16 protein-coding genes are annotated in these 14,027 nt (G+C 67.7%); 7 read left to right on the plus strand and 9 right to left on the minus strand.

Going from position 1 to position 14,027, the window contains the following annotated elements; genetic code table 11:
* Nucleotides 1–47 precede the first annotated feature (47 nt).
* From AC4AMJ_RS22105 to AC4AMJ_RS22120, 4 genes are all read left to right on the plus strand, one after another.
* Complete coding sequence (locus tag AC4AMJ_RS22105) at nt 48–1,172, plus strand: citrate/2-methylcitrate synthase (RefSeq protein ID WP_489914717.1); 1,125 nt, start codon at nt 48–50, stop codon at nt 1,170–1,172.
* Between the two features lie 179 nt (nt 1,173–1,351).
* Nucleotides 1,352–2,614, plus strand: a complete 1,263-nt coding sequence (locus AC4AMJ_RS22110; protein ID WP_489914719.1) for a glycoside hydrolase family 183 protein — start codon at nt 1,352–1,354, stop codon at nt 2,612–2,614.
* 74 nt (nt 2,615–2,688) lie between these two features.
* Nucleotides 2,689–3,309 carry a dihydrofolate reductase family protein gene (locus tag AC4AMJ_RS22115; protein ID WP_489914722.1) on the plus strand — a complete coding sequence of 207 codons (621 nt, stop codon included), beginning with the start codon at nt 2,689–2,691 and terminating at the stop codon, nt 3,307–3,309.
* A 301-nt stretch (nt 3,310–3,610) separates the two neighbouring features.
* A complete protein-coding gene (locus tag AC4AMJ_RS22120; RefSeq protein ID WP_489914724.1) occupies nt 3,611–4,138 on the plus strand; it encodes a DUF1697 domain-containing protein in 528 nt (175 codons plus the stop codon).
* A gap of 7 nt (nt 4,139–4,145) precedes the next feature.
* Here the strand turns inward: AC4AMJ_RS22120 and AC4AMJ_RS22125 are convergent, their stop codons facing one another.
* The 3 genes from AC4AMJ_RS22125 to AC4AMJ_RS22135 all read right to left on the minus strand — a co-directional run bounded on the left by AC4AMJ_RS22125 (nt 4,146) and on the right by AC4AMJ_RS22135 (nt 6,598).
* Nucleotides 4,146–5,459, minus strand: coding sequence for a ClC family H(+)/Cl(-) exchange transporter (locus tag AC4AMJ_RS22125; RefSeq protein ID WP_489900726.1), 1,314 nt, complete (start codon nt 5,457–5,459; stop codon nt 4,146–4,148).
* A gap of 160 nt (nt 5,460–5,619) precedes the next feature.
* Nucleotides 5,620–6,099: a hypothetical protein gene (locus AC4AMJ_RS22130; RefSeq protein ID WP_489898983.1), complete on the minus strand. Its 480-nt coding sequence runs from the start codon at nt 6,097–6,099 to the stop codon at nt 5,620–5,622.
* 124 nt (nt 6,100–6,223) lie between these two features.
* Nucleotides 6,224–6,598, minus strand: coding sequence for a YybH family protein (locus tag AC4AMJ_RS22135; protein ID WP_489914726.1), 375 nt, complete (start codon nt 6,596–6,598; stop codon nt 6,224–6,226).
* 100 nt (nt 6,599–6,698) lie between these two features.
* Here AC4AMJ_RS22135 and AC4AMJ_RS22140 point away from each other — a divergent pair, with 100 nt between their 5' ends.
* Entirely contained in the window at nt 6,699–7,595 is an 897-nt protein-coding gene (locus AC4AMJ_RS22140; RefSeq protein ID WP_489914728.1) for a LysR family transcriptional regulator, read from the plus strand.
* Here AC4AMJ_RS22140 and AC4AMJ_RS22145 read toward each other — a convergent pair.
* Nucleotides 7,565–8,326, minus strand: a complete 762-nt coding sequence (locus AC4AMJ_RS22145) for a hypothetical protein (RefSeq protein WP_489914730.1) — start codon at nt 8,324–8,326, stop codon at nt 7,565–7,567. The genes AC4AMJ_RS22140 and AC4AMJ_RS22145 overlap by 31 nt on opposite strands.
* Before the next feature lie 53 nt (nt 8,327–8,379).
* Nucleotides 8,380–8,802 carry a CoA-binding protein gene (locus AC4AMJ_RS22150; protein WP_489898979.1) on the minus strand — a complete coding sequence of 141 codons (423 nt, stop codon included), beginning with the start codon at nt 8,800–8,802 and terminating at the stop codon, nt 8,380–8,382.
* Between the two features lie 74 nt (nt 8,803–8,876).
* On the opposite strand from AC4AMJ_RS22150, the gene AC4AMJ_RS22155 reads away from it, so the two are divergent.
* Nucleotides 8,877–9,656: a sulfite exporter TauE/SafE family protein gene (locus tag AC4AMJ_RS22155; RefSeq protein ID WP_489914732.1), complete on the plus strand. Its 780-nt coding sequence runs from the start codon at nt 8,877–8,879 to the stop codon at nt 9,654–9,656.
* Nucleotides 9,657–9,663: 7 nt separating this feature from the next.
* On the opposite strand, the gene AC4AMJ_RS22160 is transcribed toward AC4AMJ_RS22155, so the two are convergent.
* The 3 genes from AC4AMJ_RS22160 to AC4AMJ_RS22170 all read right to left on the minus strand — a co-directional run bounded on the left by AC4AMJ_RS22160 (nt 9,664) and on the right by AC4AMJ_RS22170 (nt 11,773).
* Nucleotides 9,664–10,008: a hypothetical protein gene (locus tag AC4AMJ_RS22160; protein WP_489898977.1), complete on the minus strand. Its 345-nt coding sequence runs from the start codon at nt 10,006–10,008 to the stop codon at nt 9,664–9,666.
* 103 nt (nt 10,009–10,111) lie between these two features.
* Nucleotides 10,112–11,434, minus strand: coding sequence for an NAD(P)/FAD-dependent oxidoreductase (locus tag AC4AMJ_RS22165; protein ID WP_489914734.1), 1,323 nt, complete (start codon nt 11,432–11,434; stop codon nt 10,112–10,114).
* Between the two features lie 42 nt (nt 11,435–11,476).
* On the minus strand, nt 11,477–11,773 hold the full coding sequence (locus AC4AMJ_RS22170; protein WP_489898975.1) for a hypothetical protein: 297 nt from the start codon (nt 11,771–11,773) through the stop codon (nt 11,477–11,479).
* Nucleotides 11,774–11,875: 102 nt separating this feature from the next.
* On the opposite strand from AC4AMJ_RS22170, the gene AC4AMJ_RS22175 reads away from it, so the two are divergent.
* Nucleotides 11,876–12,418: a hypothetical protein gene (locus tag AC4AMJ_RS22175; protein WP_489898974.1), complete on the plus strand. Its 543-nt coding sequence runs from the start codon at nt 11,876–11,878 to the stop codon at nt 12,416–12,418.
* 15 nt (nt 12,419–12,433) lie between these two features.
* Here AC4AMJ_RS22175 and AC4AMJ_RS22180 read toward each other — a convergent pair whose 3' ends face one another.
* Entirely contained in the window at nt 12,434–13,927 is a 1,494-nt protein-coding gene (locus AC4AMJ_RS22180; RefSeq protein ID WP_489914736.1) for a flavin-containing monooxygenase, read from the minus strand.
* Nucleotides 13,928–14,027: the final 100 nt, after the last annotated feature.

A 14,027-nucleotide genomic window follows, 5' to 3' on the forward strand; every position in this document is an offset into this window, starting at 1 on the left:
TCACCCCACACCGATCCGGTTGTGGCCGAGCAAGAGTGGAGATCGGAATGGAGCAGCTGATCGCGCCGGAGGGGCTGGCGAACGTGGTCGTCGCCGACACCGAGATCGGAGACGTCCGCGGCGACGAGGGTTTCTATCACTACCGCGAGTACTCGGCCATCGAGCTCGCCCGCACCCGTTCGTTCGAGGAGGTCTGGTACCTCTTCGTCCACGGGGAACTGCCCACGTCCGCACAGCTCGCCGAATTCCGCACCGCCACCGCACAACTGCGGGACCTCCCGGACGAGTTGGGTGGCGTTCTGCGAACCGTCGCACTCTTGGGCGACGAACGCGACACCCTGGCCGGGCTACGCACCGTCCTGTCGGCGGCCGGCCCGGCCGCCCATGCCGCGCCGCTGTGGGAGAGCACACCCGAGACCGTCCGGGCCGATTCGATGCGGGTGGCGGCGCTGACCCCGACAATCCTGTCCGCGCTGCACCGCATCCGGATCGGCGAGGAGCCGATCGCCCCCGACCCCGACCTGCCGGTGGCCGCGAACTGGCTCTATCAGCTGACCGGCCGCCGCCCGGAGACCGCGCATGTGCGCGCCGTCGAGCAGTACCTCATCGCGACCATCGATCACGGGTTCAATGCCTCCACCTTCACCGCACGTGTCATCGCCTCCACCGGCGCCGACGTCTACGCCGCGGTGTGCGGCGCCTTGGGCGCCTTCTCCGGCCCCCTGCACGGCGGTGCCCCGGACCGCGCCCTGGAGGCACTCGACGACATCGCCCGACACGGCGATGCGACCGCCTGGGCCCGCGATCAGGTGGCCGCCCGCCGCCGGATCATGGGCTTCGGGCACGCCGTGTACCGGACGACCGACCCCCGCTCGGAGTTGCTGCGATCGATTGCCGTCGAGCTGGGTGGGCCGACGGTCGAGCGGGCGGTCGACGTCGAACGAGCGGTGGTGGAAGTACTCCGCGAAGCCCATCCCGACCAGCCGCGGTACGCCAACGTGGAGTTCTATGCCGGCGTCGTGATGGATGCCTGCGCGATCCCCCGGTCGATGTTCACCCCGACCTTCGCGGTGAGCCGCGTCGTCGGGTGGTGCGCCAACATCGCCGAACAGGCGCGGTCACGCAAGATCATCCGGCCGCGTGCCCGCTATGTCGGACCTGCCCCACACTGATGCCCGATCCCCGCGACCGATGGGGTCACCTGCGGTAGCGTGACCGACACGGCCCACCCGGGACCATCGCCACCCGACCGGGTCACGCCAGGATCTCGGTTCGCACCAGGACCTGTGATCGATGTGCCACTTCTGCAACACTGGCACCACAGTCACGGTCCGCACAGGGGGGAACACCCATGTCCAGACGGCGTGCGCTCATCACCGGAGCCGCCATCGTCGCACTCACGGTCGGCGGCGCGGTGGCCGTGGACTCTCCGGCACAGGCATCGATCTGCAGCGCGATCGGCTTCAACGGCGCCGATGTCGGCAGCACCGGCAGCTCCGGGTCGAGCGAGATCGGCCTCGGCAGCGCCGACTTCGGCAGTTATCGGCCGAATGGCAAGAAACCGCAGATGCCCCTGGTCAAACTGCACGGCGCCAGCACCGCGATCCAATGGGTGACCGGCCCACGCAGCCCGAACAAAACCGACAAACGCTTCTCCATCACGTCCGCCGACGTCGGGGTGCCGTGGGACAACGGCTCCGGACAGGTGCTGATGGCGTTCGGCGACACATGGGGCCCGTGTGCGGGTCAGATGGTGTGGCGCAACAACACCATGCTGCGCAGCAACGGCAATTCGAACCTCGACAAGGGCATGACCTTCCCGAACGCCATACCCGGCGCCATCCGGTCGGGCGCGTCGGTGACACCGCAGCATCCGACATTCGCGCAACCGATGCTCAACGCGGTAGGCGTCCGCAACATCGAGGTCGGCAAGATCCCGACCGGCGGGATCTCGATCAACGGCACCCAGTACATGAGCTACATGTCGATCCGCCGCTGGCTGTCGCCGGGCCGCTGGGCGACCGGCTACTCCGCGATCGCCGTCTCGCACGACAACGGTCAGACCTGGGCCACCGACAACAACACCATCCGAATGAATCTCGAGGTGACCGTGCCCGGGGTCAGCCAGGTCGCGCAGGGCCACGACCGGTTCCAGATGGGCGCCTTCCTGCGGTCGGGGGACTATGTCTACGAGTACGGCACACCCGCCGGCCGGTACGGGTCGGCGTACGTCTCGCGCGTGCGGCCGGGGGAGATCCTGAATCTGAACGCCTATCAGTACTACCGCGGCGGCGGCGCATGGTCCCCGCGGCCGGGCGACGCGGTGCCGGTCGTCGGTCAGCCGGTCAGCGAGATGTCGGTGGCGTACAACGACTACCTCAAGCGCTACATCATGCTGACCGAGAGTGGCGGCAACATCATGATGCGCACCTCCCCCTCCCCGGTCGGTCCGTGGAGCGGGCAGAAGGTGATCGTCCCGGTGGCCCAGACCCAGGGTCTGTACGCGCCGTACATCCATCCCCGCGCCACCGGCCGATCGCTCTACTTCGTGGCCTCTCGATGGGATGACTACAACGTCATGCTCATCCGCACCGATCTGTCAAAGGTGCGTTGACGCCGCGCCGATGATTTTGTCGCGGTGGGCGAGTCAACCAGGCTGAACAGCCCGGACCGCCAGGAGGACGCGACATGCCCATCGTCACCGCCGACATCACGATGTCCCTGGACGGTTACGGCGCCGGCCCCGATCAGTCGCTGGATGCGCCGCTCGGTGTCGGGTTCGAAGAAGGTGGCGGGCACCGGTGGATGTTCGACGCAGCGGAGGAGAACGCCGCCGAGATCGCCGCGATCACCGGCCACAGCGCGTACATCATGGGTCGCAACATGTTCGGTCCCGTCCGCGGCACCTGGCCCGACGACAGCTGGCAGGGCTGGTGGGGGCCGAACCCGCCGTATCACGCACCCGTCTTCGTGCTGACCCACCACGCCCGCGCCTCGGTCGAGATGGCCGGCGGGACATCGTTTCATTTCGTCACCGGCGGGATCGAGGAGGCATACGCCCACGCGGTCGAGGCCGCCGGGCCCGACGGCTCGATCGCCGTCGCGGGCGGCCCGTCGACGCTGCGTCAGTGCCTCGGCGCAGGGTTTGTCGACGAATTGCGTTTGCATATCGCGCCGTTCGTGTTGGGTCGCGGGGAGAAGGTGTTCGACGGACTCGACGATCTGCGGCTCGTCCCGCGAGCGGCGCGGGCGACGTCGATGGTCACCCACCTGACCTACGACGTGGCCGGTCGGAGACCATCGGCGTAACGTCGGTCGAAGGGGTCGATCCACCACGACGAGCAGCAGAGTGACGAGCACCCGAGTGACGAGCACCAGAGCTCAGTGAGGAGTGATCCGCATGAGTCGGCCTGTCCCACCTCCACCGCCACCACCCGAACCGGTTCCCGCGCCGGAACCGATTCCGGAGCCGACCCCGGAGCCACCCATTCCGGTTCCTGAGCCGGACCCGATCCCGAACCCGAATCCCGGTCCTCCCGAACCGGATCCGCCGCCACGCCCGGTGGTGATCTGAACGCACAGACGGAAGCCCGGCGACACAGGAGAGTAGATGGCGCTACGTGTGGTCTTGATCCGCGCGGTCAACGTCGGCGGCACAAAGCTCCCGATGGCCGACCTCCGTGAGATCGCCGCGGAACTCGGCGCCACCGACGTGTCGACCTACATCGCCTCCGGCAATCTCATCTGCGAACCACCCGGTGCGCCCGACGAATTCGACCGCGCCCTCGAGACGGCGATGGCCGACCGGTTCGGCTGGTTTCGCGAGGTGATCAGCCGGTCGGTCGATGAGCTGGAGGCGGCGCTGGCCGCACATCCGTTCGAGGTCATCGATCCGAAATTCTCCTATGTGTACTGCCTGACGTCGAAACCCGCTGCCGCGAAGGCCACGGAGTTCGCCGAACGGGAGTTCGGTGACGACGAGTTCGCGGTGATCGGCGAGGATCTGCACATCCGCTACGCCGGCGGCGCCGGGGTGTCGAAGCTGACCGCACCGGTGATCGCCAAGGGGCTCGGGGTGCAGGGCACGGGCCGCAACCTCAAGACGGTACGCAAGCTGATCGAGCTCGCCTCCGATTGAGCGGCACTCATCCCGACGGCTGATGCTCCTCCTCGGCGTGTTTGCGCAACATCCGCACCCGCAGGGCGTCGTAGATCGGTGGTGACCGCAGCAGCGAGGCGATCACCACCGACATCGCCCCCGCCACCAGCATGGGGACGGTGACCGAGGTGACCGCGGTCATCTCGATGACGAGGACCAGACCGGTGAACGGCGCACGCACGATGGACGCGAACAGACACGACATCCCGACCAGCGCGAACGCGATGGTCAGGTCCTCGTTCAGTCCCGGCACCACCACCTGGGTGATCCGACCCGCCGCCAGCCCGATGAGCGCGCCGAGCGCGAGGATCGGCGCGAAGATACCGCCGGGTGTGCCCGCGGCGTACGACAACGGACCGGCGACGAAGCGCACCGCGACGTAGAGGATCACGACGGGCAAGGCGTAGTGCTGACCGGCCAGGATGAGGCTGGCGAGCACCTCACCGCCGCCGCCCATCACCGGATCGGCGATCAGCAGACCACCAACCACGGCGCCGATCACCGCGGCCTTCACCACCGCGGGCACACGACGGATCATGTCGAACCACTCGAGACATTCCAGGATCAGCCGGTTGTAGATGACCCCCAGGAATCCGACCATGAGACCGAACACCACAAAGATCGGCAATGTCGTGATCGACGGCGCGGAGACGGACACGACGTGCCGGAAGTCCGGTTCGTCGCCCAGCACCAATCGCGAGGCCCCCAGACCGATCGCCACCGCCACCATCGTGACGAGAGCCTCGCGGAGCCGGAACTTCTTGGTGATCTCCTCGAAGATGAAGAAGACAGCACTGATCGGCGCATTGAACGCCACCGCGAGACCGGTACCCGACAGCACCGTCTGCAACAACCGGATCTCGTCGAGAGGCAGCTTGGCGAGTCGGCCCGCCGCCGCCCCGATCGCCGCCGCCATGTGCACCGTCGGACCCTCGCGGCCCACGACCATGCCGGCCGCGCCGATCGTCAGCAGGCCGCCGACGAACCGTGCCGGCACCACCGACAACGGCGGCGGATCGGCCTCACCGCGGTCGACGGCCTCCACATGCTGGATACCGCTGCCCGACGAAAGCGGCTGCCACCGCGCGATGCCGGCGGCCGCCGCCGCGGCCACTGCGGAGATGGCGACCGGTATCAACCACCCCCACGCGGGGTGTGTGTGCGCCCAGTCGACGACGTCCCCGCGCCAGCGATCGGTGCGTTCGAGGAGCCATCGGAATGCGCCGCCGACAAACCCGGCGACGGCACCGGCGCCGGCAGCCAACAGCAGGATGATCCACAATGTCCGCCCGGTGAGCATGGCGTCGTCGACGCCGGCATCGCCGTGCGGTTCCTCGGGAACCTGATCGTCGGGAACCTGATCGTCGGGAATCTGATCCTCGGGCATCTGATCGTCGGACGCGTGCCCGTCGGCGCCCTGACCTTCGGCCCCCGTCATGCCGACCGCCCTGTCGTGGGCGTCATGAGCGCACGAGCGCGGTCGTCACCTTCTCCAGATCCGCGAGTTGGGTCTCCTCGGGCGCCTCCCACAGCTTCTTCGGCAGTTCCTCGAGCACCACCACAGCCGACTCCGCCGACGACAGGCGCGCCGTCTTCTCCTCGTCGTCGGGCATCTCGGACATCGCGATCAGTTTGTCGTCGAGATCGAACACCGCGTCGTCGAGGCGGTCGCGGGCGGCCACCAGGTCGGGGAAGTGGGGGATGGCCGGATTGGCGTGCACGTCGGCGATGGCATAGCGAATTCGCTGATGCAACAGAGCTTCCTTGCTCGTCGCCGTGGTCCACGACGCCGGCGCCCGTCCGGGCTTCCCCGGGACCAGGTCGGTGGAGCGCGCGAACTTCTTGACCCGTTTGTCCGAATCCCAGGCGAACCAGGCGGCACCGCCGAGGACGAAGAGCGCCACCACGACGGTGACGACGATGACCAATACCGCGATCATGTTCCGAACCTCGACTCTGCCGTCGTCAGCTCCACCATTCTTCGACCATAGCCGCGACCGGTTCCCGACGGGTCAACGGCCGGGTATCGGGCGGCTGCACCACAGCAGGCACTCGCCGGTCAGCCTAGCGCGGGGACTGGAACTCCGGCTGATCGATGACCCGCACCCACGAACCGTCGTCCTGTCGCATGACGACTTGGGCGCGCGCACCGGCGCCATCCCGGGGCGGTGTCGATGTCAGGGCCATGTCATCGCCGAAATACAGTGTCGGTAAGGGCTTTTCGGGAACAAAAGTGGGGCGGTGCACCAACACCGAGGCCCACAGGTCACGGATGGCGGCACGGCCACGCGTCACCTCCCCGGGCGGGTAGGCCATCACCGCGTCCGGGTGATAGAGCGATGCGACGGCGTCGGCGTCGCCGGCATTGGAGAACTCGACAAACAGTTTGGTGATGTCCTCGGGGACCGAGGCTGTTGGGACGGTGGGCTTGTCGGACATGGTTGCTCCTGGGGTTGTCGTCGGTCGGTGATTCCACCATCCCGCTTCTGATGTCGAGAAGTCCAACTGATTCCAATGATCCGAAGTATCGTTGACAGTTATGGATCTACGTCAGCTCGAGTATTTCGTGGCGGTGGCCTCCGAGGCGAGTTTCACCGCGGCGGCCGCCCGTGTACACACGACGCAGCCGAACATCAGCGCGCAGATCCGTGGGCTGGAACGCGAGCTGGGTGCCGACCTCTTCGATCGGTCCGGGCGTCGCGTCGGTCTGACCGATGCCGGCCGGGCCGCATTGGCCGCCGCGCACGACACGCTGAACGCGGCCGAATCGGTGCGGCACGCGGTCGCCGAGGTCAATCAGGTCCTGCGTGGGCACCTCTCGGTGGGGATGGTCGACGGCTGTACCGTGCGACCACTGTTCACCACCCTCGGCGCCTTCCGCGATCGTCACCCCGGAGTGGGACTCTCCCTGACCGAGGGTCCCTCCGACCGGCTCGTCGGAGCCGTGCTGCGGGGCTCGCTCGACGTCGCCCTGGTGGGCTACGCCGACGATCTGCCCGAGGGCATCGAGGAGCTGAACGTGGTCCGGGAGCGAGTCGTCGCGGTCCTCCCCCGCGACCACCCGCTGGCCTCGCGGACCACGGTCACGATCCGCGATCTCCGTCAGCACGAGCTGATCGGCCTCCCGCCGGGCGCGGGTATCCGGACGGCTTTCGACCGGGTGGGCGGCGACGCCCGCATCATGCTGGAGGCGTCGTCGCCGGATGCGGTCATCGAACTCGTCGCGAGCGGCCTGGGAATCGGTGTGCTGAGCCAGTCGATGGTCGCCGATCGTGCCGATGTCGTCGTCGGTCGCCCGATCCGCGGCGTGGATCACCGGGCGTCACTCGGCCTGGTGTGGCGGGCCCCGGGCGGCCCTGCGGTCCGGGCGTTCCGCGGTCTCGCGGCCGAGAGTTTCGGTCTGCGTCACGAGGGTGGGGCCACCGCGGCGTCCTGAGCATCATGCTCGGTCGGCTTGCCGGCCACCAGATCCTCGATGTCGAGTCCCCAATTGCCGTACCGGGAATCGAACGTGTCGGCGCGTTTCTCGGCCCGCCCGAGCTTGTCCGGCCGGTAGCGTCGGTGGGCCCATCGCGAGCGCGGACGGGCGAGCCGGATCGCCCCGACCCAGGCGACCGGTGGGATGAACGCGCCGATGGCCGCCGTCGAATACTTGCCCTTGGCAACGCATATCAGGACGCAGGCGATGTGGATCGGCAGGTTCACCGACAACGCGATCGGCCCGATCCGGACAGTGTCCTCGTGTTCGACGGCCAGCGGGGTGATCCCCAGGACGGCCATGCCCAGACCCGCGATGGTCAGGCAGGCGACCTGCACCGACAGTTGACCCTCCCGCGACCAGTAGACGTCCTCGAGGTGCAGGATGAGAGCGAACTCGTCGAGCACCAGCGATGTTCCGATGCCGATTGCCACGGCACTGATCTCGGCGCCTGGCGACGATCCGTCGACGGCCACCGACCCGAACGCGCCCGCGACGGTCAGGACGATCCCCGGCACGGCATGGTGGATGTGGACACCGCCCCGGACGTTGTTGCGGAACGGTCCCCTGCCCGCGCGGATCAGCCGGGTGATGACACGCGTGACGATGAAGGTCGCGGCGAACGAGCAGAAGAGCAGGAACAGTGGCAGTCGACTGCCGTCGGTGACGTTGTGGATGTCGAGATGCACTGTGTGTCAAGCCCGGTCAGGTCAGGACGGCGCCCGGTCGGCAGTTCTTCGGGTCAGGACCGCGCCGGCGCCAACCCGGTGCGGCGTTGTTCGATGATCAGGCATCGATCTTCGACGTAGAGCAGGCCGGCGTCCTCGGCGATCGCGCGCGCCTCCGGCGAGCTGATACCCAGTTGCAGCCACAGAGCGGTGGCCCCGGCGGCGACCGCCTGCCGGGCCACCTCGGGTGTGTCCTCCGAAGGGCGGAACACGTCGACCAGCCCGACCTGTTCCGGGATGTCGGCCAGCGACCGGTACACCTTCTCGCCGACGATCTCGTCGGCGTGCGGATTGACCGGGATGATCCGCCAGCCGCGCTCGGCCATGTACGCCGGGACCTCGTTGGCGGCCTTGGCCGGGTTGGCACTCGCGCCGACGACCGTGATGGTGTCGTAGGTGCGCAGGATCTGTTCGACGACCTCGTCGGTGGTGCTCATGACTCGAGTCTAGGGAAGACGACGACCGGGCACCCGGCGTCGGACCCAACTCGGGGCCCGTGCACCCTCGAGGGGTGACGACGTGGGAACTGGTGGCCGTACTGCTCGCGGGGGTCGGCGCCGGAGCGATCAACGCAGTCGTCGGCAGCGGCACGCTGATCACCTTCCCGACGCTGGTCACGTTCGGGGTGCCTCCGGTGAGCGCGACGATGTCGAACGCGATCGGGCTGGTCGCCGGCGGGGTCTCGGGAACGTGGGGATACCGGCGCGAGCTGGAGGGCCAGTGGCCGCGGCTGCGGTGGCAGATCCCGGCGTCGTTCGCGGGGGCACTCGTCGGGTGCTGGCTGCTCCTGCATCTCCCCGAGACCGTGTTCGAGTCGGTGGTGCCCGTGCTGCTGGTGCTGGCGCTGATCCTGGTGGTCGCGCAGCCTCGAATTCAGGGGTGGGTGGGGCATCGGTCGATCGGACCGGCACACCATCCGGCTCCGTTGAGCGCGCCGCGGATCGCGGCGATGGTGGCCGCGACGTTCGCGGTGGGCGTGTACGGCGGCTATTTCACTGCGGCTCAGGGAATCTTGCTGATGGGCGTGCTGGGGGTGATCGTCCCCGACCATCTCCAGCGGATGAACGCCGCAAAGAACCTACTGGCGCTGGTGGTGAACATCGTCGCCGCGATCACCTACACCACAGTCGCTTTCGATCGCATCGACTGGGCGGCGGCCGGCGTCATCGCCATCGGGTCCTTGCTGGGTGGGGTCATCGGCGCGCGGTACGGCCGACGGCTCTCGCCGACGGCCCTACGCATCACGATCGTCATCGTCGGCATGATCGGCCTGTGGCGGCTGCTGGCGTAGCCGATTCTCACTCGCCGGCCGGGTGATCGGCCGGCGGCGAATCCCGCCCCAGCAGCGACCACCAGTACTCCTCGGAGATCTCCTCGCCCGCACGGAGAACCTTCGCCAGTCCGATCGCCATGAAGATGCCGAGGACGCCGAGCCACAATCCGCTCAACGAGATCAGGGTCCACGCCACCACGACCGCCCCGGACCAGGGGTCCAGCACGAGCAGTGCCGGGGCGAAGAAGAATCCCGCGGCCACATACCAATACGAGCCCCAGCGATCGCAGCGCATCACGATGGTCAACCAGCGGGGACTCGAGGGGGTGGGGGCCGTAGCCGGAACTCGTACGGACCGTGATCGCGACATCTGGTGCCTCCTCTACCGACACCTCCATCGTCGTACCGAGGACATCGTGAATCCACTACCTGGGAGGTAGTGGAATCGATACGCCTACGCCCGGGCGAACCGCTCAGCGGTAGGGCTGCCGCGCGGTCTCCGGATCGCCGTAGGTGATGGCGCGTTCGCGTCGGGAGTCCGTGAGCAATGTCGCGCCCCAGTTCACCACGGTGCCCAGGCGATTCCGGATGCCGGCGAGGAACGCGATGTGGATGACACCCCAGGCGAGCCAGCCGGGGTAGCCGTAGAGGTGGAGCTTGCCCGCCTCCACCACGGCGTGACGCCGGGCGATGTAGGCCGCGCTGCCGAGATCGTGGTAGCGGAACGGCGCCCGTTCAGTGCCGCCGTCGGCGAGATGCGCGATGACCGCTCCGACATGCCGGCCACCCTGCATCGCGACCTCCGCGACGCCGGGCAGGTTGTCGCGCGAACTCATGTCGCCGACGACCCAGACGTCCGGATGGCCCGGGACGGACAGATCGGCATCGACCGGAATCCGCCCGCCATGACCCTGCTCGATGCCGAGCGCACGTGCCAGCGCCCCCGCGAACGGAACCGCCTCGACACCGGCGGTCCACAGCGTCGTCCGCACCGGATAGCGGATGACCTCGTGCGGTTCGGCCTTGCCGGTGGTCTCGACCTCTTCCGCGGTCACGTCGGTCACATGGACCCCGAGGTGGGTCTCGACGCCGAGTTCGTCGAGGATCTTCTGCGCCCGCCGCGACAGGCCGGGACTGAACGAGGGCAGCACCCGATCGCCGCCGTGCAGCAACAGGACCCGCGCTTCGGCGGGATCGATGGTGCGGAACTCGTGTTCCAACGCCAGCGTCGCCAACTCCCGGATCTGCCCGGCCAGTTCCACCCCGGTCGGCCCTCCCCCGGAGATCGCGAAGGTCAGCCACGGCCGCCGCTGATCCGCGTCGGGCAGGGTCTCGGCGACCTCGAAGGCCCCGATGATCCTGCGCCGGATGGCCAGCGCATCATCGAGGGTCTTCATACCGGGCGCGAACTGCGCGAACTCGTCATTGCCGTGATAGGCGGTACGCATGCCGGTGGCGACGACGAGGTGATCGTAGGCGATCGACATCGAGGTCCCGTCGGGCCGACAGACCCTCAGCGTGTGCGCGACCGGATCGACATCCTCGGCCTCCCCCAGAACGATCTTGACGTTGCGTTGCCGTCGCAGCAGGTGCCGGATCGGACTGGAGATCGCCCCCTCGGACAACAGTCCGGTGGCGCACTGGTAGAGCAGCGGCTGGAAGAGATGGCTGGTACCCCGGTCGACCATGGTCACCTGCACCGGAGCGTGCTTGAGGCGTCGCGCCGCATGCATGCCGCCGAAGCCGGCACCGACGATGACGACATGAGGCCGACCGGACGCGCTGTGGGTTGCCACGCCTGCCGATTGTTCCAGACCCGGCGGGCTCCGGCCCCCCGATCAGGCCGAGCGTGTCACCGCATAGGCGGCACCTGCCGTCGCCGCGGTCACCGCGAACACCGACGGCCAGGCCCCGATCTTCTTAGCGAGCGGATGCGACAGGCCGAACGCCCCGAGGTAGGTGGTGAGGAGTCCGGCCGCTGCGGCGGGTCCCTGCCGCGCCCATTCGCGTGTGCACCATGCGCCCGCGGCGGCGAGAACGACGCCGCCGAGTTCTCGACGACCCGAGAAGCGCGCGGCGGCGTACCCGCCGACCAGGCCGACGGACGAAACCGGAACCGTGGGATTGATCTGCATGGTGTCGAGACTAGGACCGGAAGCTGAGGTCACCATGAGCCGGGAACAGGCAGTTGCCGCGGACCACCCGCACCGCGGCGGTCGTGGCGCAGAATATTGGTCATGACCGAGGTACACGATCCCGACCCGCTCAGCGCCCGGGACATACCCGACGACCGCAAACGCCTCGCCGTGATGTACCTCAAGGAGCGCGTCTACGCGACCTTCACCGGACTGGCGATTGTGCTCGTCCTCTACAACAGCGGCGGCCACCACAGTGCGGCGTACGCCTTCGAGATCCTGCTGCTCGGAGTTCTCGCGGTCATTCTGGCCGGGTTCGCCTCCGACGGCATCGCACATCTGGCCGTACACCGGCACTTCCCCCACGGCAGGGAGCTTCGCGATCTGGCCCGAATCTCTGCGCACGCCCTCGGAACCCTGGTGTTCCCGTTGGGTCTGATCGTCGTGGCCTGGGTCGGGGTCCTCAAACTCGACACCGCGCTCCTGATCGCCGGGTGGATCTACATCGCCACGCTCGGACTGATCGCCTGGCTCGCAGTCCGCAGGGCCGAGATCAGTTGGCTGCAGAAGATCGCAGCGCTGGTGACCCTCGTGGTGATCGGGCTTGTGGTGCTGTCGATTCAGGTTCTCGCCCATAGCCACTGACGCGGGCCGTTCCGATCAGACCGCGGCGCGCTCCCGGGCTCGGTCCTTCGCGCCGGAGAATCTCAGATTCTCGTCCGCGACGTCACCGCGGAGCAGGCGACGATCCGCGTAATAGCTCATCGACATCACCCACGGCGCCTTCGGTCCCTGCTTCGGCAGTGTGTCCAGGGCCCGTTGGACGTATCCGGCACCGAAGTCGAGCAGCGGGCGCGTGGGCATGTCCGGATCGGCGACGGCGACCACGGTGTCGTCGCCGAGTTCGTCCATGTGGCGCAACAGCTTGCAGAAGTACTCGCACAGCAGCCCGATCTTCAGCGTCCACGAGGCGTTGGTGTAGCCGATCGCGAGCGAGAAGTTGGGCACCCCGGACAGCATCATCCCGCGGTAGACGACCGTCTCCGGCAGCGACACCGCGCGGCCGTCGACGCTGAGGTCGATGCCGCCGACCACCTTGATGTTCAGACCGGTTGCGGTGACGATGATGTCAGCCTCGAGTTCCTCGCCGCTCTCGAGCAGGATGCCGTTCTCGGTGAAGGACGTGATCCGGTCGGTGACGATCGAGGCCTTGCCCTTGCGGATCGTGCGGAACAGGTCCGAGTCGGGCACCACGCACAGCCGCTGATCCCACGGGTTGTACGGCGGATTGAAATGCTTGTCGACCGGATATCCCTCGGGAAGTTGAGATACGTTGATACGACGGATCATTCGACGCGCCGCCTTCGGGAACCGCTGGCAGAAATCGAACAGCAGGCGCTGCTGCGCGATGTTCTTCTGCCGGGTCAGCGCGTAGCCCCGCTCGTCACCCAGCCACCGCCGGAGCGCGTTGGCGATCGCGTCTTCACGCGGCAGCGGAATGATGTAGGTGGGGGTGCGCTGCAGCATCGTCACGTGTTCGGCGTCGTCGGCCAGCGCGGGTAGCAGCGTCACCGCGGTGGCGCCACTACCGATCACCACCACACGCTTTCCGTGGCAGTCGAAGTCGTCGGGCCAGTGCTGCGGATGGATGATCTGCCCACCGAAACGCTCGGTGCCGGTGAACGCCGGGGTGAAGCCTTCGTCGTAGTCGTAGTACCCCGATCCGCAGAAGATCCAGCCGGCGCTGATCTGGACGCGTTCGCCGGTATCGGTCCGATCGATCTCGACGAGCCACCGCGCATCGTCCGACGACCACGCCGCCGACACCACCTTGTGGTGATACCGGATGTGCTCGGCGAGCCCGTTCTCGTCGATGGTCTCGTGCAGATAGTTCAGGATCCTGGGCGCGTCGGCGATGGCTTCCTTGTCGCGCCACGGTTTGAAGGCGTAGCCGAAGGTCTGCAGATCGGAGTCCGACCGGATACCGGGATACCGGAAGAGATCCCACGTTCCGCCGGAGACGGAACGGCCCTCGACGATCGTGAACGATCGGGCGGGATGCTCGGTGGTCAGGTAGCGCGCGGCGCCGATTCCCGAGATGCCGGCGCCGACGATCAACACGTCAACGGTGTCAGTGGTGGTCGAAGTGGTCACCCAAACGCTCCTGTGATCGACGACATTCGTGAGGTGCTTCCAGCATGAAGAATCGCCAGCGCCGAATCCAGGGGCAAAATGCCTCGCCAGCCGTGTATTG

This window comes from Gordonia sp. LMA484 (assembly GCF_058129505.1).

Excerpts from the sequence above, each read along its gene's own strand:
- AC4AMJ_RS22130 (WP_489898983.1), bottom strand. The coding sequence starts at position 6,099 with ATGATCGCGGTATTGGTCATCGTCGTCACCGTCGTGGTGGCGCTCTTC.
- AC4AMJ_RS22120 (WP_489914724.1), top strand. The coding sequence starts at position 3,611 with ATGGCGCTACGTGTGGTCTTGATCCGCGCGGTCAACGTCGGCGGCACA.
- AC4AMJ_RS22160 (WP_489898977.1), bottom strand. The coding sequence starts at position 10,008 with ATGTCGCGATCACGGTCCGTACGAGTTCCGGCTACGGCCCCCACCCCC.
- AC4AMJ_RS22115 (WP_489914722.1), top strand. The coding sequence starts at position 2,689 with ATGCCCATCGTCACCGCCGACATCACGATGTCCCTGGACGGTTACGGC.
- AC4AMJ_RS22150 (WP_489898979.1), bottom strand. The coding sequence starts at position 8,802 with ATGAGCACCACCGACGAGGTCGTCGAACAGATCCTGCGCACCTACGAC.
- AC4AMJ_RS22140 (WP_489914728.1), top strand. The coding sequence starts at position 6,699 with ATGGATCTACGTCAGCTCGAGTATTTCGTGGCGGTGGCCTCCGAGGCG.
- AC4AMJ_RS22170 (WP_489898975.1), bottom strand. The coding sequence starts at position 11,773 with ATGCAGATCAATCCCACGGTTCCGGTTTCGTCCGTCGGCCTGGTCGGC.
- AC4AMJ_RS22105 (WP_489914717.1), top strand. The coding sequence starts at position 48 with ATGGAGCAGCTGATCGCGCCGGAGGGGCTGGCGAACGTGGTCGTCGCC.
- AC4AMJ_RS22135 (WP_489914726.1), bottom strand. The coding sequence starts at position 6,598 with ATGTCCGACAAGCCCACCGTCCCAACAGCCTCGGTCCCCGAGGACATC.
- AC4AMJ_RS22110 (WP_489914719.1), top strand. The coding sequence starts at position 1,352 with ATGTCCAGACGGCGTGCGCTCATCACCGGAGCCGCCATCGTCGCACTC.
- AC4AMJ_RS22125 (WP_489900726.1), bottom strand. The coding sequence starts at position 5,459 with ATGCTCACCGGGCGGACATTGTGGATCATCCTGCTGTTGGCTGCCGGC.
- AC4AMJ_RS22175 (WP_489898974.1), top strand. The coding sequence starts at position 11,876 with ATGACCGAGGTACACGATCCCGACCCGCTCAGCGCCCGGGACATACCC.